The sequence below is a fragment of the Metabacillus sp. KH_069 genome (assembly GCF_057838075.1).
The window spans coordinates 3146602-3165080 of sequence record NZ_CM174460.1 but is presented as its reverse complement, the minus strand read 5'-3'; the positions used below and the strand labels follow the sequence as shown (position 1 = coordinate 3165080).

The 18479-nt window shown below is 40.0% G+C and carries 25 protein-coding genes; 19 read left to right on the top strand and 6 right to left on the bottom strand.

What is annotated here, in order from left to right:
- Positions 1-45: 45 nt before the first annotated feature.
- Both AC3ISE_RS16020 and AC3ISE_RS16015 read left to right on the top strand, forming a co-directional pair.
- Positions 46-1788 carry a peptidoglycan D,D-transpeptidase FtsI family protein gene (locus AC3ISE_RS16020; RefSeq protein WP_489221741.1) on the top strand — a complete coding sequence of 581 codons (1743 nt, stop codon included), beginning with the start codon at positions 46-48 and terminating at the stop codon, positions 1786-1788.
- A 54-nt stretch (positions 1789-1842) separates the two neighbouring features.
- Positions 1843-2532 carry a YrrS family protein gene (locus AC3ISE_RS16015; protein ID WP_489221740.1) on the top strand — a complete coding sequence of 230 codons (690 nt, stop codon included), beginning with the start codon at positions 1843-1845 and terminating at the stop codon, positions 2530-2532.
- A gap of 56 nt (positions 2533-2588) precedes the next feature.
- On the opposite strand, the gene AC3ISE_RS16010 is transcribed toward AC3ISE_RS16015, so the two are convergent.
- The gene (locus AC3ISE_RS16010) at positions 2589-2789 is read right to left on the bottom strand and encodes a DUF2536 family protein (RefSeq protein ID WP_489221739.1); all 201 of its coding nucleotides are present in this window, start codon (positions 2787-2789) and stop codon (positions 2589-2591) included.
- A 504-nt stretch (positions 2790-3293) separates the two neighbouring features.
- Here AC3ISE_RS16010 and AC3ISE_RS16005 point away from each other — a divergent pair.
- From AC3ISE_RS16005 to AC3ISE_RS15985, 5 genes are all read left to right on the top strand, one after another.
- Complete coding sequence (locus tag AC3ISE_RS16005; protein WP_489221738.1) at positions 3294-3935, top strand: class I SAM-dependent methyltransferase; 642 nt, start codon at positions 3294-3296, stop codon at positions 3933-3935.
- Positions 3936-3965: 30 nt separating this feature from the next.
- Positions 3966-4664: a 5'-methylthioadenosine/S-adenosylhomocysteine nucleosidase gene (gene mtnN / locus AC3ISE_RS16000; protein ID WP_489221737.1), complete on the top strand. Its 699-nt coding sequence runs from the start codon at positions 3966-3968 to the stop codon at positions 4662-4664.
- A gap of 53 nt (positions 4665-4717) precedes the next feature.
- Positions 4718-5641 (top strand): PLP-dependent cysteine synthase family protein, encoded by a 924-nt coding sequence (locus AC3ISE_RS15995; protein WP_489221736.1) that lies wholly within the window; start codon positions 4718-4720, stop codon positions 5639-5641.
- A gap of 1 nt (position 5642) precedes the next feature.
- The gene (locus tag AC3ISE_RS15990; protein ID WP_489221735.1) at positions 5643-6776 is read left to right on the top strand and encodes a bifunctional cystathionine gamma-lyase/homocysteine desulfhydrase; all 1134 of its coding nucleotides are present in this window, start codon (positions 5643-5645) and stop codon (positions 6774-6776) included.
- 90 nt (positions 6777-6866) lie between these two features.
- Positions 6867-7106, top strand: coding sequence for a YrhC family protein (locus AC3ISE_RS15985; RefSeq protein ID WP_489221734.1), 240 nt, complete (start codon positions 6867-6869; stop codon positions 7104-7106).
- Between the two features lie 62 nt (positions 7107-7168).
- On the opposite strand, the gene AC3ISE_RS15980 is transcribed toward AC3ISE_RS15985, so the two are convergent.
- The gene (locus AC3ISE_RS15980; protein WP_489221733.1) at positions 7169-7915 is read right to left on the bottom strand and encodes an SGNH/GDSL hydrolase family protein; all 747 of its coding nucleotides are present in this window, start codon (positions 7913-7915) and stop codon (positions 7169-7171) included.
- A 214-nt stretch (positions 7916-8129) separates the two neighbouring features.
- On the opposite strand from AC3ISE_RS15980, the gene sigK reads away from it, so the two are divergent.
- On the top strand, positions 8130-8858 hold the full coding sequence (gene sigK / locus AC3ISE_RS15975) for an RNA polymerase sporulation sigma factor SigK (RefSeq protein ID WP_070874405.1): 729 nt from the start codon (positions 8130-8132) through the stop codon (positions 8856-8858).
- A 180-nt stretch (positions 8859-9038) separates the two neighbouring features.
- Here sigK and AC3ISE_RS15970 read toward each other — a convergent pair whose 3' ends face one another.
- Positions 9039-9179 (bottom strand): YrzI family small protein, encoded by a 141-nt coding sequence (locus AC3ISE_RS15970; RefSeq protein ID WP_133310034.1) that lies wholly within the window; start codon positions 9177-9179, stop codon positions 9039-9041.
- 423 nt (positions 9180-9602) lie between these two features.
- On the opposite strand from AC3ISE_RS15970, the gene AC3ISE_RS15965 reads away from it, so the two are divergent.
- Positions 9603-9767 (top strand): hypothetical protein, encoded by a 165-nt coding sequence (locus tag AC3ISE_RS15965; RefSeq protein ID WP_170292836.1) that lies wholly within the window; start codon positions 9603-9605, stop codon positions 9765-9767.
- Between the two features lie 43 nt (positions 9768-9810).
- On the opposite strand, the gene pssA is transcribed toward AC3ISE_RS15965, so the two are convergent.
- Positions 9811-10350, bottom strand: a complete 540-nt coding sequence (gene pssA, locus AC3ISE_RS15960; protein ID WP_489221732.1) for a CDP-diacylglycerol--serine O-phosphatidyltransferase — start codon at positions 10348-10350, stop codon at positions 9811-9813.
- 100 nt (positions 10351-10450) lie between these two features.
- Here pssA and AC3ISE_RS15955 point away from each other — a divergent pair, with 100 nt between their 5' ends.
- Positions 10451-11233 carry a phosphatidylserine decarboxylase gene (locus tag AC3ISE_RS15955; RefSeq protein ID WP_489221731.1) on the top strand — a complete coding sequence of 261 codons (783 nt, stop codon included), beginning with the start codon at positions 10451-10453 and terminating at the stop codon, positions 11231-11233.
- A 26-nt stretch (positions 11234-11259) separates the two neighbouring features.
- Here the strand turns inward: AC3ISE_RS15955 and AC3ISE_RS15950 are convergent, their stop codons facing one another.
- The gene (locus AC3ISE_RS15950) at positions 11260-11400 is read right to left on the bottom strand and encodes a sporulation histidine kinase inhibitor Sda (RefSeq protein WP_133310037.1); all 141 of its coding nucleotides are present in this window, start codon (positions 11398-11400) and stop codon (positions 11260-11262) included.
- Positions 11401-11774: 374 nt separating this feature from the next.
- Between AC3ISE_RS15950 and AC3ISE_RS15945 the strand changes: the two genes are divergently transcribed.
- Genes AC3ISE_RS15945 through AC3ISE_RS15910 form a run of 8 tightly spaced genes read left to right on the top strand, consistent with a single transcriptional unit; the run spans position 11775 to position 16809 of the window.
- Positions 11775-12305, top strand: coding sequence for a YqeG family HAD IIIA-type phosphatase (locus tag AC3ISE_RS15945; protein WP_489224359.1), 531 nt, complete (start codon positions 11775-11777; stop codon positions 12303-12305).
- Between the two features lie 7 nt (positions 12306-12312).
- Positions 12313-13416 (top strand): ribosome biogenesis GTPase YqeH, encoded by a 1104-nt coding sequence (gene yqeH / locus AC3ISE_RS15940; protein WP_489224358.1) that lies wholly within the window; start codon positions 12313-12315, stop codon positions 13414-13416.
- Positions 13417-13431: 15 nt separating this feature from the next.
- Positions 13432-14274 carry a shikimate dehydrogenase gene (gene aroE, locus AC3ISE_RS15935; protein WP_489221730.1) on the top strand — a complete coding sequence of 281 codons (843 nt, stop codon included), beginning with the start codon at positions 13432-13434 and terminating at the stop codon, positions 14272-14274.
- Positions 14268-14561, top strand: coding sequence for a ribosome assembly RNA-binding protein YhbY (gene yhbY, locus AC3ISE_RS15930; RefSeq protein WP_133310040.1), 294 nt, complete (start codon positions 14268-14270; stop codon positions 14559-14561). The genes aroE and yhbY overlap by 7 nt, the downstream gene beginning before the upstream one ends.
- Before the next feature lie 17 nt (positions 14562-14578).
- A complete protein-coding gene (locus tag AC3ISE_RS15925) occupies positions 14579-15148 on the top strand; it encodes a nicotinate-nucleotide adenylyltransferase (RefSeq protein WP_489221729.1) in 570 nt (189 codons plus the stop codon).
- Complete coding sequence (gene yqeK / locus AC3ISE_RS15920) at positions 15138-15716, top strand: bis(5'-nucleosyl)-tetraphosphatase (symmetrical) YqeK (RefSeq protein ID WP_489221728.1); 579 nt, start codon at positions 15138-15140, stop codon at positions 15714-15716. The genes AC3ISE_RS15925 and yqeK overlap by 11 nt, the downstream gene beginning before the upstream one ends.
- Complete coding sequence (gene rsfS / locus AC3ISE_RS15915; protein ID WP_489221727.1) at positions 15713-16069, top strand: ribosome silencing factor; 357 nt, start codon at positions 15713-15715, stop codon at positions 16067-16069. Before yqeK ends, rsfS begins: the two co-directional genes overlap by 4 nt.
- Entirely contained in the window at positions 16066-16809 is a 744-nt protein-coding gene (locus tag AC3ISE_RS15910) for a class I SAM-dependent DNA methyltransferase (protein WP_489221726.1), read from the top strand. Before rsfS ends, AC3ISE_RS15910 begins: the two co-directional genes overlap by 4 nt.
- Positions 16810-16887: 78 nt before the next feature.
- On the opposite strand, the gene comER is transcribed toward AC3ISE_RS15910, so the two are convergent.
- Positions 16888-17712 carry a late competence protein ComER gene (gene comER / locus AC3ISE_RS15905; protein ID WP_489221725.1) on the bottom strand — a complete coding sequence of 275 codons (825 nt, stop codon included), beginning with the start codon at positions 17710-17712 and terminating at the stop codon, positions 16888-16890.
- Positions 17713-17796: 84 nt separating this feature from the next.
- Between comER and AC3ISE_RS15900 the strand changes: the two genes are divergently transcribed.
- Complete coding sequence (locus AC3ISE_RS15900) at positions 17797-18426, top strand: helix-hairpin-helix domain-containing protein (RefSeq protein WP_489221724.1); 630 nt, start codon at positions 17797-17799, stop codon at positions 18424-18426.
- Positions 18427-18479 lie beyond the last annotated feature (53 nt).

The following is an 18479-nucleotide window of genomic DNA, read 5'->3' as shown; positions in this document are numbered from 1 at the left end:
AAAAAAACACCTCGTCGACACTAGTCACAGACGAGGTGTTTTTCTATGAAAACAAAAAAAAGAATGAAAATAATTGCAATAGGCATTTTTTTATCGATGCTTGCGTTAATTTTGAGACTTGCAGATATCCAGATGATTCACACGGAATCATTTACAGACAGGAACATCAATTTGATTGAGGAAAGCGTCAGCCAGCGGACACAGGAAGTCATGATTGATGATGGACGGGGACGCTTTGTAGACAGAAATGGAACTCCTCTTGGACACGATCAGGAGGCTAAGCTTGTATTATTTCCTTTTCTGAAGAAGATTGACTGGCCACTCAGCAAACTATCAGAGATTGTCAATGTTCCGCCTTTCAAATTGGAGCGATTATTAGAAGAAGCGGATAAACCGCTGCTCCTTGGATCCAATGAAGGATTCGAGCTGTCTGATTCTGCTATAAATAAAATCAATGACTTGGAGATTCCAGGAGTGTTTGCCATTTATCAGCAAACAAAAAAGAAAGGTCAGGCAGCTGATCATTTCATCGGAATAACCGGTGAAAATGCTGAAGTGCTAAGAGAAAAATATCCCGAAAAGAAAAATTTATCCTCGAAGACTCAGATCGGGATTACGGGTCTCGAAAAGGCATTTGATGAATTTCTTCTTCCCGACGCTGAAACGAAACTTCTTTACCACGTTGATGGAGACGGTAATCCGCTGTTTGGCATTAATGTTAAATACATTGCTGATGCCAATCCTTTTTATCCCGTAAGCGTTAAGACAACCATTGACAGCACTATGCAGGATTTGGCGAACGATGTGATGAACCGGTATAAGGTGAAAAAAGGAGGTCTAGTGCTACTGGATGTGGATACAAGCGAAGTACTTGCGATGGTCAGTAAACCTGAAATGAACCGTTCAGAGCATGAAACCTATGCGAATCTGATGCTGACTCCAATTGCACCCGGTTCCGTGTTTAAAACAGTCATTGCTGCAGCAGGGATCGAAAACGGAATAGAGAAGAACAGAAAATATAATTGCAGTCTGGATATGTACGGTAAACCTGATAAAGAGCACGATAAAGGCATCTTGAATTTAGAAAGAAGCTTTGCGGAAAGCTGCAACTATACATTTACAACAATAGCAGGCGAGTTAATGGATAAGGATCCTGATACAATTGAGGAATACGCAGAAAAATTGGGATTAACCGAAAAAGCCGGCTGGAGCGGACCTGTGTATCATTATGAAGATTTTGAGCAATTTCCTGAAGAGAAAACTCCGCACATATGGGGAGATAAGACGGATAAATCTGCTGAACGGGCAATTGCTCAAACAGCTATTGGTCAAAAAAATGTACGGGTCACACCGCTTTCAGTGGCAAATATGATGGCGGCAATCGCCCGGGGCGGCGAAAAAAAACAAGTGAAAATTGCAGATAGTATATTATATAAAAATGGAACTACCATGTTTAAGTTTACTGATTCAAAACCGGAAAGCGGCAATATATCACCTTATACAGCGGCAAAGCTTCAGCACCTGCTTCGTTTAGTCGTAACGGATCAGGAAGGAACCGGCAGAAGGTTTCAAAATTTGCCTTTTGAGGTATCAGGTAAATCAGGGACTGCAGAAACAGGAAAAGGTACAGTACATAAATGGTTTGCAGGCTTTTTTCCTTCTCATCAGCCTAAATATGCCATGGTTGTGGTAGAGCTTGATACACAGAGTGCACAATCTTCTGCGAATAGTATTTTTTATGACATGGCAAATGAATTAGCCCGGCTAGAAAATGCTTCTACTAGATAGAAATTCATTCTAATGATAGAATGAAACAGAATGTTAGAGGGATAAAGGAGTGTAATGCACTTGAGCAAACTAAGTAAAGGATCACGTTTTGAAAATCGTGATAAGCGCCGAAAAGCAAATGTTGTCCTGAACATTTTAATTGGCATCGTTGTCATCCTCATTCTCGTTATTGGATCACAGCTGATGCTTGGCGGAAATGACAGGGAACAGGCTTCAAAAGACACGAAAGAAGAAACGGGATCAAATCAAATCGAAAACGAAAAAAATAAAGAAGAAAAAGATAAAGAACAAACATCAAAAGAAGACGCTGAGTCTGATCAAGAAAGCAGCGAAGAAGCGGATGCTGCCAAAGAAGATGAAAATGCAAAAGAAGAGCCTGAAGAATCAGAAGCCGGGGAAGAAGTGGTCACAGAAGGAGATCCAAATTCCAATGTCGACCAGATTATAGAAAATCCCGGCTGGAAGCCAGTAGGCACTTCTCAATCTGAGCCCCATGCTGCTCAGTATGACAAGAGTTCACAGGACTGGGCTGAAATGATTCAGGCGATGAGCTATGCAACCGGCTTAAGCGAATCAGATATGACAATCTGGTTTATAGGCAACAATGGAAGTCCCAACGATGCTAAAGGAACCATTTCATCAAAGGATAAAACACAGAACTACAAAGTAGAAATTACCTGGGTTGAAAATGAGGGCTGGAAGCCTGTTAAGGTGGAAAAATTAAAGCAAACAGAAACAAGGTAATGCAAAAAGATGAGACCCATTTTGTCAGGGTCTCATCTTTTTTTATTATGTAAAATCTACTTAGCCTTAAAATGTACAGCAGCACTATAAAACCTTCTGCCTTCCTCTGTCACATGCATTTGATGCGATACAGAATAAAGCTCCAGTAATATGGCTTTATTTACCTCAATTTGCTCATTAATCTTTCTTTCCAAATCTTTGATTTTCTCTGCTTCAAAAAATTCTACTTTATCTTTAATAAAATCCAATTTAAACATTATTAGGCAGTCCTCCATTCTCATGCACTGTTATTTTACCAAAAGGAGGTTTTTACAACGAGTGTTATTTTTTGTTTTGGCTGTTTTCGCATAGATTGTTGATTTTATTATAAATGTTGTCCGCTTCTTTCCGCTGCAGGAACTTGCTTTCCACGGGGAGCGTGGAAGCCTCCTCGGCGAGCCTGCGGGGTCTTCCATTTCGCTCTATTTTCCCGCAGGAGTCAAGTTCCTTCCGCTGCAATCCACTAATCGATTTAAACATCTAGTCTAAAAGCATCAATGTTTACGTAAAGAGCGTTTGTTTTAGACTCATTTACGTTTATTAGGAGGGCTTCGTGCTCTTTTTGCAAACTTTGTCGCTGAGTCTGCTGAAATGACCAATGGAAAGTCTTTTCATTGCCTAATTAAAATGATTTATGGTAAATTAAGAACAGTTCATTTTTTAATTCATAGTATACAGATAGGAATTATTAATTTTAAAGCATCTAATGGAGAGTGGCATAAATGGGGAGAGAATTTGTAGAGTTATTTGAGGATTGGGCACATTCGTATGATTCAACTGTCGGTGGACATGATGAAGAATACAAAGAAGTTTTTGCAGGCTATGATCACATTCTTAAGGCTGTCACTCAGATGTCTGGGAAAACGGTTCTTGAATTTGGTGTCGGCACCGGGAATTTAACGAATGAGCTTTTAAATAAAGGGAAAAAAGTATACGGGATTGAACCTTCGAAAACAATGCGTGAAAAAGCTGCAGAAAAGCTCGGCAGCGCGGTTCAAATCAGCGACGGAGATTTCCTGACATTTCCAGTCCCTGAAGAACAAATTGAATCAATAGTAAGCACGTATGCTTTTCATCATCTGACAGATGATGAAAAGGAGAAAGCTGTCAGAATCTATGGCAGTCTGCTTAAAAAAGGTGGTAAAATAGTGTTTGCTGACACTGTTTTTACCGATCAGAAGGCGTATCAGGCCATGATCGAAAAATCAAAAAAGCAGCATTTCTTAAACCTGGCAAATGACCTTGAAACAGAATATTACACAACACATTCTGTCATGCGCCGTATTTTTGAAAGCAACTCTTTTGAGGTTACCTTCACACAAATGAATGAATTTGTCTGGTTAATGGAAGCAGTGAAACAATAATTCGCCTTTTGGAAAGGATTTGACTAAATAATGAAAGCAGCAATTATCGGAGCAATGGAAGAGGAAGTTTCAATACTAAGAGAACAGCTTGAAAATCCTTCTTCTGAAACAATTGCAGGCAGTGAATTTACAACAGGAACATATAAAGGAATTGAAGTCATTTTATTAAAATCGGGAATCGGAAAAGTAAACGCAGCAGTGAGCACAACGATTCTGCTTGACCGATTTAAGCCTGATTATGTCATTAATACAGGATCAGCAGGCGGTTTCCATCAATCATTGAACGTCGGGGATGTTGTCATTTCATCTGAAGTGAGACACCATGATGTTGATGTTACAGCATTCAATTACGAATACGGGCAGGTGCCGGGAATGCCGCCAGCCTTTTTGCCGGATCCAAAGCTGGTTGAAATCGCAGTAGAACAAGCAGAAGGGCAAACAGGCATTCAAGTGGTAAAAGGATTGATTGCGACTGGTGACTCATTTATGAATGACCCGGAACGAGTGGCATACATCCGTACAAAATTTGACAGCCTTTATGCAGTAGAAATGGAAGCAGCCGCTATTGCTCAGGTATCGCATCAATTTGGTGTCCCTTTTGTCATTATCAGATCGTTGTCTGATATTGCGGGCAAAGAATCGGATGTATCTTTTGAGCAGTATCTAGATACTGCAGCGAAGAACTCCGCGCAGCTTGTTTTAAGTATTGTGAGTGCGTTAAAAAGCTAATAGACAGGGATCACATCTTTGATCCCTTTTTTAAATTCTTGGGAGTGAACAACATGAAAGTTGTAAAAGGCATTGAAGAACTTATTGGGCATACACCGCTGATGGAGATTACACAATTTGACCTGCCTGCAGGAGTGCGCCTTTTTGCAAAACTTGAATTTTTTAACCCGGGCGGCAGCATAAAAGACCGTCTTGGAGTTGAATTAATAGACGAAGCGATTAAAACCGGCAAAGTAAAAGAGGGCGGAACCATTATTGAGCCAACAGCAGGCAATACCGGAATCGGTCTTGCTTTGGCTGCGATAAGCCGCAATGTCAATGTTGTCGTGTGCGTTCCTGAGAAATTCAGCATGGAAAAGCAGGATATTATGAGAGCTCTGGGTGCAAAGGTAGTCAATACACCCACGAGTGAAGGGATAAAAGGCGCTATTAAAAAAGCACAGGAACTGCTGAAAGTGATTCCTGATTCTTATTGCCCGCAGCAATTTGCAAATCCTGCAAACCCTCTTACCTATTACAAAACGCTCGGACCGGAGCTTTGGGAGCAGCTGGATGGACGCATCGATGTTTTTGTGGCCGGAGCGGGGACTGGCGGCACGTTTATGGGCACTGCTCAATATTTAAAAGAAAAGAATGCAAAGATCAAGACAGTCATAGTTGAGCCAGAAGGCTCCATCTTAAATGGCGGTGAATCAGGGCCGCATAAAACAGAAGGCATAGGCATGGAATTCCTGCCGGGTTATATGGACGAGTCATATTTTAATAGTATTCATACTGTTTTAGATAAAGACGCATTTGACCGTGTGAAAGACCTTGCTTTAAAAGAAGGTCTGCTGGTCGGGAGCTCAGCGGGAGCAGCGCTTCATGCAGCACTGTCAGAAGCGGAAAATGCTGAACCGGGAACGAATATCGTGACCATTTTCGCTGACAGCAGTGAACGTTATTTAAGTAAAAAAATATATGAGGGAGGAATTTAGAATGAAACGCAAAACAAAGATGATTCACGGCGGTATTGTCGGTGATCCTCATACAGGAGCCGTATCGACGCCAATCTATCAAGTCAGCACATACAAACAAGATGGAGTCGGCAACCATAAAGGATTTGAGTACTCAAGAACAGGCAATCCAACAAGGCATGCTTTAGAAGAGCTGATTAAGGACCTTGAAGAAGGACATGCGGGCTTTGCATTTGGTTCAGGCATGGCAGCCATAACAGGAGTTATGATGCTTTTTAACAGCGGAGACCATGTTATTTTAACAGATGATGTTTACGGGGGAACATACCGTGTAATGACAAAAGTGTTAAACCGTCTTGGCATTGATTCTACTTTTGTTGATACAAGTGATCTATCAAACATTGAATCAGCGGTTAAAGAAAATACAAGAGCGCTCTTCATTGAAACTCCGACAAATCCGCTGCTTAAAATTACGGACGTAGAAGCTGCTGCTTCTCTAGCTAAAAAACACGGGCTGCTAACGATTGTAGACAATACATTCAGCACTCCGTATTGGCAGACTCCTCTTTTAATGGGAGCAGATATAGTTCTTCATAGTGCAACAAAATACATCGGCGGCCACAGTGATGTTGTAGGCGGGCTTGTAGTTGTTAATTCTGAGGAGCTGGCTGAACAGCTTCACTTTGTCCAAAACTCCACTGGAGGAGTACTTGGGCCTCAAGATTCATGGCTTCTCATTCGCGGAATTAAGACCCTTGCACTGCGCATGGAGGCACATGAAAAAAATACTGCTGCGATTGTTGATTTCCTTGTTCAGCATCCAGCCGTTGAGAAGGTATTTTATCCAGGGCTTGCTGATCATCCAAACCATGATATTGCCAAAAAACAGGCAGCAGGCTTCGGCGGAATGGTATCATTTGATGTAGGAAGCGAAGAGAAAGCAGAAGAAGTCCTGTCAAAAGTGAAGTATTTCACTCTAGCTGAAAGCTTAGGTGCTGTTGAGAGTTTAATTTCTGTTCCTGCAAAAATGACGCATGCTTCGATTCCTTCAGAGCGCCGGATGGAGCTTGGCATAACAGATGGTTTAGTAAGAATATCTGTAGGTATTGAAGATTCAGAGGATTTGATTGAAGACTTAAAAAATGCTTTAAACTAATTCCTCTTTTGCCGGAATTTACATGCATAAATCACCTCTGGTATATGTTATCGTTTTATTAGAGACACATTCATGGCAGGTGATACTAAGATGAATAAAAAAGATATTAAACACCTAATGACAGATTACAAGAGATACGCATTCGTGCTGCTTGCAGTCAGTGTCTTTTTATATATCGGCATGCTGATTCCGGCACAGGGCCTAGAGCCCAGCCCTATAAAAGAATATGTGATGATGGGAACGACTGCAGTCTTCTTGGCAGCATCCTTTTACTGCATGAAACGCTCCATCACATATAAGAAACGATTAGATGAGCAGGAAGACGCTTAAAATAGAGTGTTTATCATTTTATATAAAAAGAAGAACCCATTCCAGCTTAAGGATGGGTTCTTTTACTTTGGACCAAGTACTTTGCTTTCAAGGATAGATAAATAAATAAGTTCTGCTCCCTGCGGTGTCATATGATTGCCTGATGGATCGATGATTCCTGATTTTAATAAGGCTTCATCTGAATCCCCTCCGGCAAACTTCACCATATTTGTCCAGTTGTCTATTAGTGTGACATCATTTTTAAATGCGACTTCACGGGTAATATCATTGTATGAGTTATGCCAGTTTCTGGCTCCGTCTGTATGGGCATAAAGCTTCTTAGGATAGCGGGTGTAATAGAGTTTATCGTTTCCATTTCCTTCTACAATAGGCAAACAGGTCATTAGGACAGGTGTGCCTCCAGCATTTCTTACTTCACGCACATAGTAGAGAAGGTTTTCTTTAAAACGCGCACGGTCTACTTTAGGTTTCCCATTCGGCAAAATGACTGCATCATTTGTTCCAAACATAATGAAGACCAGATCAGGATCCATTTTCAGGACATCGCGCTTAAAGCGTTTCCTTGCATCCTCAGTGGTTTCACCGCCAACTCCGGCATTATGGATAAAAGCCTGCCCGTCATTAACAGGCAATGTAGATTTTATCAAATTCACCCATTTGTCTGTATCCTGATAATTGCGTATGGTCCAATTGGCGCCCCGCGTATTGCTGTCGCCAAATGCCACAATTGTATATCTTTCTGAACGATTTCCGCAGCTCACTAAAATCAAAATCAACAGAAAAGCGGCAAGAGATAAATACTTTTTCAACAAAGCACCTCCAAATCACTAAAATCCATTATTGATCAAAAATATGGAAGAATCAATAGGGTTTTCAAAAGTGTCACAATGTATGCGTTTTATTCATAAATAAAATCGAGGATTATTCCGTACAATCTTTCTTAGTACAGACACAAACATGCACCCCGATACATACAAATGTTTTATAGGCTAAAGCCTACATTCTGTACGTGGAGGTGGGTCAATGTCAGGGGTTTTAGCAGCTTTAGGGTACTTATTGAAGGAATTAGTCTTCCTAGTGTCATATGTCAAAAACAATGCCTTCCCGCAGCCTTTGTCAGCAAATGATGAAAAGAAGTATCTCAGGCTTATGGCAACAGGGGATGAACATGCCCGCAATATGCTGATTGAGCATAATTTGCGGCTTGTAGCACATATTGTCAAGAAGTTTGAAAACACCGGCGAGGACTCAGAGGATCTTATTTCAATCGGAACCATTGGCCTGATAAAAGCAATTGAAAGCTACTCAGAAGGAAAAGGCACAAAACTTGCGACTTATGCAGCCAGGTGTATTGAAAATGAGATTCTCATGCACCTCAGGGCACTGAAGAAAACAAAGAAAGATGTTTCCCTGCATGATCCTATCGGGCAGGATAAAGAAGGAAACGAGATAAGCCTGATTGACGTCTTAAAGTCTGAATCGGAAGATGTCATTGATACCATTCAGCTGAATATGGAGCTTGAGAAAGTGAAGGAATTCATTGATATTCTTGATGAACGTGAGAAAGAAGTGATTGTCGGAAGGTTCGGGCTTGATCTTCAAAAGGAGAAAACACAGCGTGAGATTGCGAAGGAGCTTGGAATCTCAAGGAGCTATGTTTCAAGGATTGAAAAAAGGGCCTTAATGAAGATGTTTCATGAATTTTACCGGGCAGAAAAAGAAAAGAAAAACCAGCAAAAGAGCAAAGGATAAAAAAGCGAAGAACCCCGTGAGGTTTCTTCGCTTTTTTCTTTTGAAAATGAAAGATGCTGCAGCCGTATGGATGGTTCGCCTATGCAGTATCCTTCTCCACATTGAGGTGCATTCTTAAAACCATTTGAATCATCATTTTAACTCTCTCCTTTCTAATTTTGGTTGTGGTGAAAAAATAGATTAGTTGCCGTTGTACATTTGAAAGCATTTGTTCATCATGGCTTCATAAGATTGGTAAACTTGTTCTTCATGCAGCACTTGGTCGATTGATTTTTGCTTTCTTTTGATGGTTAAAGTAACAAACAATAAGTGGATGGTCATACTATCACCTCCTTTAAATGATTTCCATATAAAAACGCCACAGGGCATACCTGTGGCGTGAAACGTTCATATGGAAATGAGCATAAAAACGCCACAGGCAGATACTACTCAACCTGTGGCGGTATGGACAATACTAAATTAAGATTGTACACCAGTTCGGCCGAATAGAGACATATTTAATTGATTCATTTTTAATTGATTGATCAACATTTGATTCGACCTCCCTTTTCATAAATTTGATTACAATGGTAATTATATCCACGAAAGATGATATTGTAAACCCTTTTTTCACAAATTAGGCACATTTTTTTCAAAAAAAGGTAATTAAGCATATTAACCACTTGGATGGCCGGCACCTGCCTATACAAAGCAGGCGAGTGACACATATTTTATTAGTACAGTCAGATAAAGGAGGTCTCTCAAATGCGATCGTGTGCACCGTTTTATGGACCGCCTGCTCCATATCCGTACCCATACCCTTATGCACCATACGCCGGCTTTGGCTACTGGTATGCTTTTATTGTAGTTCTGCTTATTCTTCTCCTTGTTCTTGGAGGAGGCTATTACTACAATAATTACTGCAAATAGCCATAAAAGCCATAAAAAAACACCTCATTCATTGAGGTGTTTTCTACATTTTTCTTATTTTGAATGAAGCGATCATACAGAATGATAAAATCATCAGCAAAAAAATGTAATTATATGCAGGCATAAAATCTTTCCAAAGATAGCTTAAAGTCAGTATACAGCCAGCTGCAGTAATCGGAAGACCGTTAAAGAAACCGCAGTTGTCGGAGATATTAAACCTTGCCAGTCTGAAAGCGCCGCATCCAATATATAAAACCGTGAAAAATGCGCCCGGAGCACCTAACTCAAAAAGAATTCCTTTATAAAGAAGTAGTGCAGGGGCTACTCCAAATGATATAATATCACTCATTGAATCCAATTGTTTTCCGAGCTCTGATTCAATATTAAACTTCCTGGCAACCATTCCATCGAACCTGTCAGCAAGGGCTGCGAGAAAAATAAGCAATAGACTTAGTTTTAAGACATCATTTATTGTATATAGAATTGCAAAACCGCCCAGGCCGAGATTAACGAGTGTCAGCATGTTAGCTGTATTTGCTTTTATTTTTTTTACTGTTGCATCTACATAACTTATAAAAAACATAATTGCACTTCCTTATAATTGCATAAATGACCAAATAGGCCTACTTTCATTCTATGCATGAAAATCAATGTAGTAAAGTAATTTTTTTTGGAGGACTAAATTGAGAAAAAAACTGTACCAAAATCTAATTGAACTTACAAATTCTCTTCCTGTTTCAAAGTATATCATGAAATTTGCTAAATCTTCACGAAGCCGTTTTATTATTCCGTCCTATGCGAAGATTTATCAAGTCAACGTCAATGAAACAGAAAAGCAGATCGATGCCTATCCGTCTCTGCATGATTTTTTTATTCGCGAATTAAAAAAAGATGCCAGAGCGTTTGATGGTAACCCAAATCATATCATAAGTCCAGTTGATGCCGTTATAGAACAATTTGGCACTATTTCTTCTCGTGATGCCATTATTGTCAAAAATCAGCCTTATTCCATTAATGATATGCTTGGAGATTCTGCTTTAGCAGAGAAATATATAAATGGTTCGTTTATCGTTCTGTATTTAAGTCCAAGTCATTACCACCGCATCCACAGCCCGGCTTCCGGAACGGTTGTCAGACAATATGAGCTAGGGAACACATCCTATCCTGTTAACAGCTGGGGCTTAATGTACGGAAAATCACCGCTGTCAAAGAATTTCCGGACGATAACAGAAATTAAAGAAGAAGATCATAATCATATTGCAGTTGTAAAAGTTGGTGCGATGTTTATAAATACCATTCAATTAACTCATGCTAATGAAAAGGTTCGAAAAGGGGAAGAACTGGCTTATTTTTCTTTTGGCTCTACAGTTGTTCTGCTGTTTGAGAAAGATAAGACTGATTTTGCAGATTCAGTCGCTCTGCAGAAGGAAGTGAAAGCAGGAGAGGTATTGGCTGTGAAAAAATGAAAAGAGAGGACATCACGCTTTAAAAGCTAGCTGGATGCTTTTAAAACGTGAGTCAGAGATCGGCGTTTAATTTCATTTTCAATCAATTCAATAAAATCTTCGCTTAAATTCATCTCTGTTGCTTTAAAATACGATTCAATCAATAGTTCATCAGATAGTTTTCGCATCTCTTTTCGCCGAAATTTCCGGCTTGCACCTCCAATTATGGATAAGGTAAAGGTTCTATATATTAACACCATGCATATACTAATATGTTATTTTCTGCTAGTAAATTAAATCTAACACGAATTAAAAAATAGAACAATCGTTCTCTTATCCACAGAAGATGGTGGATAAGCTGTTAATATCTTGTTTATAATTTCTAAATCAGAGGAATTTATATGAGTGTATAATGTGTATAAGCTTATCCACAGGTGTTGATTTTTTACAAATTTTGTCGAAAAATATATTGAATACTTGCAGTTGCTTTCTGCAGCTGTCAAGTTTCTTTTGAAAGAACGTGCAAAATCAGATATGATGTAATTTGGCCAAAAAATGTTCGATGAGGTGTTTATATATGTTAAATCTATTCCTGCCCGGTGAATATGTAAAAAATATCTTTGAAATTTCTCCTATGGCTCTCAAAGAGAGGGGAGTAAAGGGGATTATTACTGACCTGGATAATACCCTTGTAGAGTGGGACCGTCCAAGCGCTACACCAAAGCTGATTGAATGGTTTAAAGATGTGAAGGATCACGGTATCGCTGTGACCATTGTTTCTAATAATGTAGAAAAACGGGTGAAATCATTTTCAGATCCGCTTAACATTCCATTTATATATAAAGCAAGAAAGCCTATGGGAAAAGCATTCAGACGGGCTGTAAAGAATATGAACCTTGAAAAAAAGGACGTAGTTGTCATTGGTGACCAGCTTTTAACAGACGTACTCGGAGGAAACCGCAATGGTTTTCATACCATTTTAGTTGTGCCTGTTGCTTCTACAGACGGTCTTGTAACAAGACTGAACCGTAAAATTGAACGCAGAATTTTAGCTGCTCTTAAAAGAAAAGGCTTAATTCAATGGGAGGATTAATCTAGTGATAGAAGAACAATTTGTCTGCATTGGCTGCGGCGTAAAGATTCAAACGGAAAATCCGGACGAGCTTGGTTATGCGCCTGAGAGTGCACTTCAAAAAGAAGTGATTATTTGCCAAAGATGCTTCCGCTTAAAAAACTACAATGAAATACAAGATGTGTCCTTAACTGATGAAGATTTCTTGAAGATCCTTCATGGGATTGGCGATACAAATGCTCTTGTTGTAAAAATCGTTGATATTTTTGATTTCAACGGAAGCTGGCTGAATGGTCTTCAGCGTTTTGTTGGAGGAAATCCGATTTTGCTTGTTGGAAATAAAGCGGATATCCTGCCAAAATCAGTTAAAAAACAAAAATTAATCAACTGGATGAAGCGCGAAGCCAAGGAATTTGGATTGAATCCTGTTGATGTGTTTCTGATCAGTTCTGCAAGAGGTCAGGGCATTCCTGAAGTAACGGATGCGATTGAGCAATACCGCAATGGTCAGGATGTTTATGTAGTGGGCTGCACGAATGTTGGAAAGTCTACTTTTATTAACCGGATTATTAAAGAGGTATCGGGAGAAAAAGACGTTATTACGACTTCCCACTTCCCTGGTACGACTCTCGATCTAATTGAGATTCCACTTGATGACGGATCATCATTGTATGATACACCTGGAATCATTAATCATCATCAAATGGCCCATTTCGTAGATAAAAACGACCTCAAGCTCTTGTCTCCAAAGAAGGAAGTCAAGCCAAAGGTTTTTCAATTAAATGAAATGCAGACCTTATTCTTCGGCGGTCTTGCGCGCCTGGATTATTTAAGCGGCGGAAGAACTTCTCTGACTTGCTACGTTCCTTCCGAACTGAATATCCACCGGACAAAACAGGAAAACGCAGATGAACTTTACAAAAGACACGCAGGTGATATGCTTACGCCTCCGCGCATGGAGCAATTGGAAGATTTCCCTGAACTTACTGCGCATGAATTTACAATCAAAGAAGATAAAACAGATATTGTTTTCTCAGGACTTGGATGGGTGACGGTAAACGAAGGGAATAAGAAAGTAACGGCATATGCCCCAAAAGGTGTAAATGTTACATTGAGACCATCATTAATCTGATTGGGAGAGACTTTCATGAATAGAGTATATGGACTGATTGGCTGTCCTGTCGGGCATTCCATGTCACCGCTTATACACAATGATGCATTTTTGGAAAAAGAGGTAAAAGCATCCTATCATGCATTTCATGTTGAAAAAGATGATTTGCAGGCTGCAATAGCAGGAATGAAGGCGTTAGGAATAGCCGGCTTTAATGTGACCATTCCGCATAAGGTTTCTATTATCCCATATTTAGACAAGCTTGATAAAAGTGCTGAACTGCTGGGAGCGGTTAATACGGTCCTTAATAAAGACGGCTGTCTAATTGGGTATAATACAGATGGGCAGGGTTATCTGCAGTCTTTAAAACATCTTTTGAACAAACCTCTGCACGAGCAGAGGTATTTAATTATTGGCGCCGGCGGGGCAGCAAGAGCGATTTATTTCACTCTTGCCGCAGAAGGCTGCGAAAGAATCGATCTTGCCAATAGGACACTTGCCAAAGCTGAACAGCTTATGAAGGCATGTCCTGCAGCAACTGCCGGAAGGGTTCTCTCACTGAGCGAGTCAGAACAGAGACTTTCAGATTATGATGTCATCATTCAGACAACTGCGATCGGGATGCACCCGAATACTGAACAGAAGCCATTTGAGCTGACAAATCTAAAAAAAGGCTCGATTGTGAGTGACATCGTCTACAATCCCGTGAAGACAGCACTATTAAAGGAAGCAGAAGCGGCCGGAGCACAAACATTGAATGGAGTAGGAATGTTTGTCCATCAGGCAGCTCTTTCCTTTGAAATATGGACCGGTGAAAAGCCGGATACAGCAAGAATGAGCAAATTAGTTTACGGACAATTAGGAGGATTTACATGTTAACTGGTAAACAGAAACGTTTTTTACGTGCAGAAGCACATCATTTAAACCCGATTTTCCAAGTGGGCAAAGGCGGGGTAAATGACAATATGATCCAGCAGATTGCTGATGTACTTGAAGTCAGAGAATTGATCAAGGTCAGTATTCTTCAGAACTGTGAAGAGGATCGCGATTCAGTAGCAGCAGCTCTGTCAAAAGGAGCAAAAGCTGAGCTTGTACAAGTAATCGGCAACACGATCGTTTTATATAAAGAATCAAAAGAAAATAAACAGCTTAAACTGCCTAGATAAATGGGGAGGTGAAGAAGATGAGGAAAATCGGAATATTTGGGGGCACATTTGATCCCCCTCATTTAGGACATTTATTAATGGCAAGTGAAGTATTGCATTCTCTTCATCTTCATGAAATTTGGTTTATGCCAAACCAAAATCCGCCCCATAAGGACAGCGATGATACAACGGACAGCATACACAGGCTCCATATGCTTCAGCTGTGTACAGAAAAGCGGCCAGGATTTAAGGTTCAGAGCATTGAATTTGAGAGAAATGGCCCTTCGTTCACCTACGATACAATTATTTTGCTGAAAAACCAATTTCCAGACTGCTTGTTTTACTTTATTATTGGAGCAGACATGATTGAATTTCTGCCCAAATGGCATAAAATTGATCAGCTGATTGAACTAGTTCAATTTGTAGGCGTTAAACGTGCAGGCTTTGAATCAGATACAGAATATCCAGTCATTGAAGTCGATGCGCCAATTTTTGAAGTTTCTTCTACTATGCTTAGAGAGCGGATAAGACTTGGCCATTCAACAGATTATTTACTGCCGGATGAAGTGAGAAGCTATATTGAGGAGAATCACTTATATGGAACGTGAAAAAGCATTAGCTTTAGTGAAGGAACATTTAACAGATCACAGATATGAGCATACAATCGGGGTAATGGAAACGGCAATTACACTTGCAAAACAATATGGAGCAGATGTGAAAAAAGCTGAGACAGCGGCCATTTTTCACGATTATGCAAAGTTCCGCAGCAAAGATGAGATGAAACAAATCATTATCGAGCAGAATATGAATAAGGAATTGTTAATTCACAGTCCGGAATTATGGCATGCTCCAGTAGGTGCTTATCTTGTTGAAAAAGAAGCAGGCATAAATGATGCAGAGGTTTTGGATGCAATCCGGTACCATACATCTGGAAGAGAAAATATGACTTTGCTTGATAAAGTTATTTATGTTGCAGATTATATTGAACCTGGAAGAATCTTTCCGGGTGCAGATGAAGTAAGAGAGCTTGCAAAGAATGATTTAAATAAAGCACTGATTGTGTCGATGAAAAATACGATTTTATTTTTGCTGAAAAAAAATCAGGCAATCTATCCAGAGACTCTGCAATCATATAATTTTTTGGTTTTTGAAGAAAAAGGAGGAACATTATATTGACTGGTAAAGAAACGTTGGCAATTGTAGCAAAAGCAGCAGATGACAAAAGAGGAGAAGATATCGTAGCTCTGAAAATGGAAGGAATCTCATTAATCGCGGATTACTTCTTAATTTGTCACGGAAATTCAGATAAACAAGTGCAGGCAATTGCAAGAGAGATGAAAGAGCAGGCTGGACTGAACGGCATTGAGGTTAAGCGCCTGGAAGGATTTGATGAGGCACGCTGGGTGCTGATTGACATGGGTGATGTTGTTGCACACGTCTTCCATAAAGATGAGCGAAACTATTACAAGCTTGAAAAACTTTGGGGAGATGCTCCATCTGAAAATCTGGAGAAAGTCCTTTCACAATGATTTATAAAGGGTTTGCCGAAATATATGATGAACTGATGAAAGAGGCTCCTTATACCCTCTGGACAGAGTTCCTTCATGAAAGGATGGCCAAGTATGGAAATGGCGGGACCAATGTCCTTGATTTAGGCTGCGGAACTGGAGAAATTTCCATCAGGCTGAAACAAAAGGGATATCAAGTTACAGGGATGGACATCAGCGAAGAAATGCTGTCGATTGCCTTTCAGAAAACGGCAGCCGAGGGGTTGAGCATTCCGTATTTTCAGCATGATATGAGATTGCCGAGTGAGCTTGGCCAATTGTTTGACGGCATTTTTATCTGCTGTGATTCGCTTAATTATCTGGACACAGAAGAAGATGTTCATGCGGCATTAAATGCTGCATTTGACCAGCTTGCACCGAACGGGATCCTTGTTTTTGATGTGCATTCCTTATATAAAATACATGAAATATTCAATGAAGCTACATTTGCTGATAATAACGATGAAGTAAGTTATATCTGGAACAGCTTTATTGGAGATGCACCGGACAGCATTGAACACGATTTGTCCTTTTTTGTAAAGCGGGGTTCAATGTATGAAAGATTTGATGAATACCATACCCAAAGAACTTACTCTGTGAATCAATATGAAGAGATGCTTAAACAAGCAGGTTTTTCTTTACTCGAGATAACGGCAGATTTTAAAAATCAGCCTCCTGAATCTCATTCAGAGAGAATCTTTTTTGTCGCTGCAAAGAAATAAAAACCATCGAATATATTTTTCGATGGTTTTTTTATAGGCCGGAAGGAAAATAGAAATGGATGGAGAAATCCTACTATATCACTCATATCTTTCGAATTGTTCTTTTACCTCTCTTAGGTCCTCATTGTATTTCCTGTGAGTTCTCTGAAATAAGTGCTCAAACACCTCGCCGATTTCTGCTTCCATAACACTTATGCCTTCGCCAGTTACGCCGCCTTTTACGCACACCTTCTCCTGCAATGTTGGAAGTGTATACAGTTCGCTCTCCAGCAGCTTTCCAAGCCCAATGACCATTTCACTCGTCAATTGAACAGCCTGATGTTTTGTGATTTCTGTCTCTCTGACTGCGGCATCAATAAATCTTTGAAGAAGATAGCTGAAAAATGCCGGGCCGCAGCTTACGATATCGGATGAAACTCTTGTTATGTGATCGTCGATTGTAAAAGGATTTGAAATGGCCTGAAATAATTCCTCAATTGACTTCCGCATAGATGGACTGCAGTTTCCATAAGTAAGCAGCGAAACACCTGATAGTGCCCGGTTTGTTATGCTTGGAATGGCACGGGCGACCTGGCAATTAACTATAGACTGAAGCTGCTCAACATTAATTGGACTTGTTATAGAGATGATGCACTGATCTTTTCGTAAATAGGGTGATAATTTTACTAAAAGGGGGTGAATGTCAAGCGGCTTCACACATATAAAAATAAGCTCAGATTGCCGAGCGATTTCTTCAGGTGTTAAATATAAGTTTATTCTTGGATACTCTTTTTTTAGATTTGCCGCTTTCTCAAATGTTCGATTTGTAATATGAATGGCTGAGGGCTTAAGTGCATTCGATTCAATAAACGCTTCAATTAATATTTTCCCCATATTCCCTGTTCCAATAAAGCCTGCGTTCAATGTTTCATCCCCTCCTTAAACATACTTTCTCCTACACTTTATGAAAAAAGATGAAAAAATATGAATCACATGAAGGAGCAATGCATGGAATTTCTAAAAAAATATAAATATTTAGTTGGTGTGATTGGAATTGCCGCAGCTTTCTTTCTGCATCAAACGCAGCAAAATTCAATACCGGCAGAACAAAACCCTCAAATGAACGAAGATGAAGCTGCTTTATTAACCGGAGAGCAGGTTTTAAAAGAAGAACCTGATTCAGGAGAGAGGGAAGCAGACCAGACAGTCATTGTTGATGTGAAAGGTGAAGTTCAAAAGCCGGGTGTATATGAAATGAAGCCAGGAGAAAGGTTTCATCATGTGATAGAAAAAGCAGGAGGATTAACGAATGCCGCAGATGCTGTTCAAATCAATCTTGCAGCGCTCCTTGAGGATGGAATGGTTGTCTATATTCCAAAACAGGGTGAGACAGCAGAAGATCTAGTTCAGCAGCCTGCAGCAGCAGGAGCCGTTGCTGGAGAACAGAAAGTCAATCTTAATAAAGCAACAGCAGAGGATCTTCAGACGCTTACAGGGATTGGCCCTGCGAAGGCGGAAGCAATTCTTTCATACCGGGAAGAAGCGGGCGGGTTCAAAACGATAGAGGATCTCATGAACGTTTCAGGGATTGGAGAAAAATCGTTCGAAAAATTAAAAGACAGTATTTCAGTAAAATGAATTGACGGGCTTTTCCTACTATCGATACACTAAAGGAAGAGCTACAGCTACTT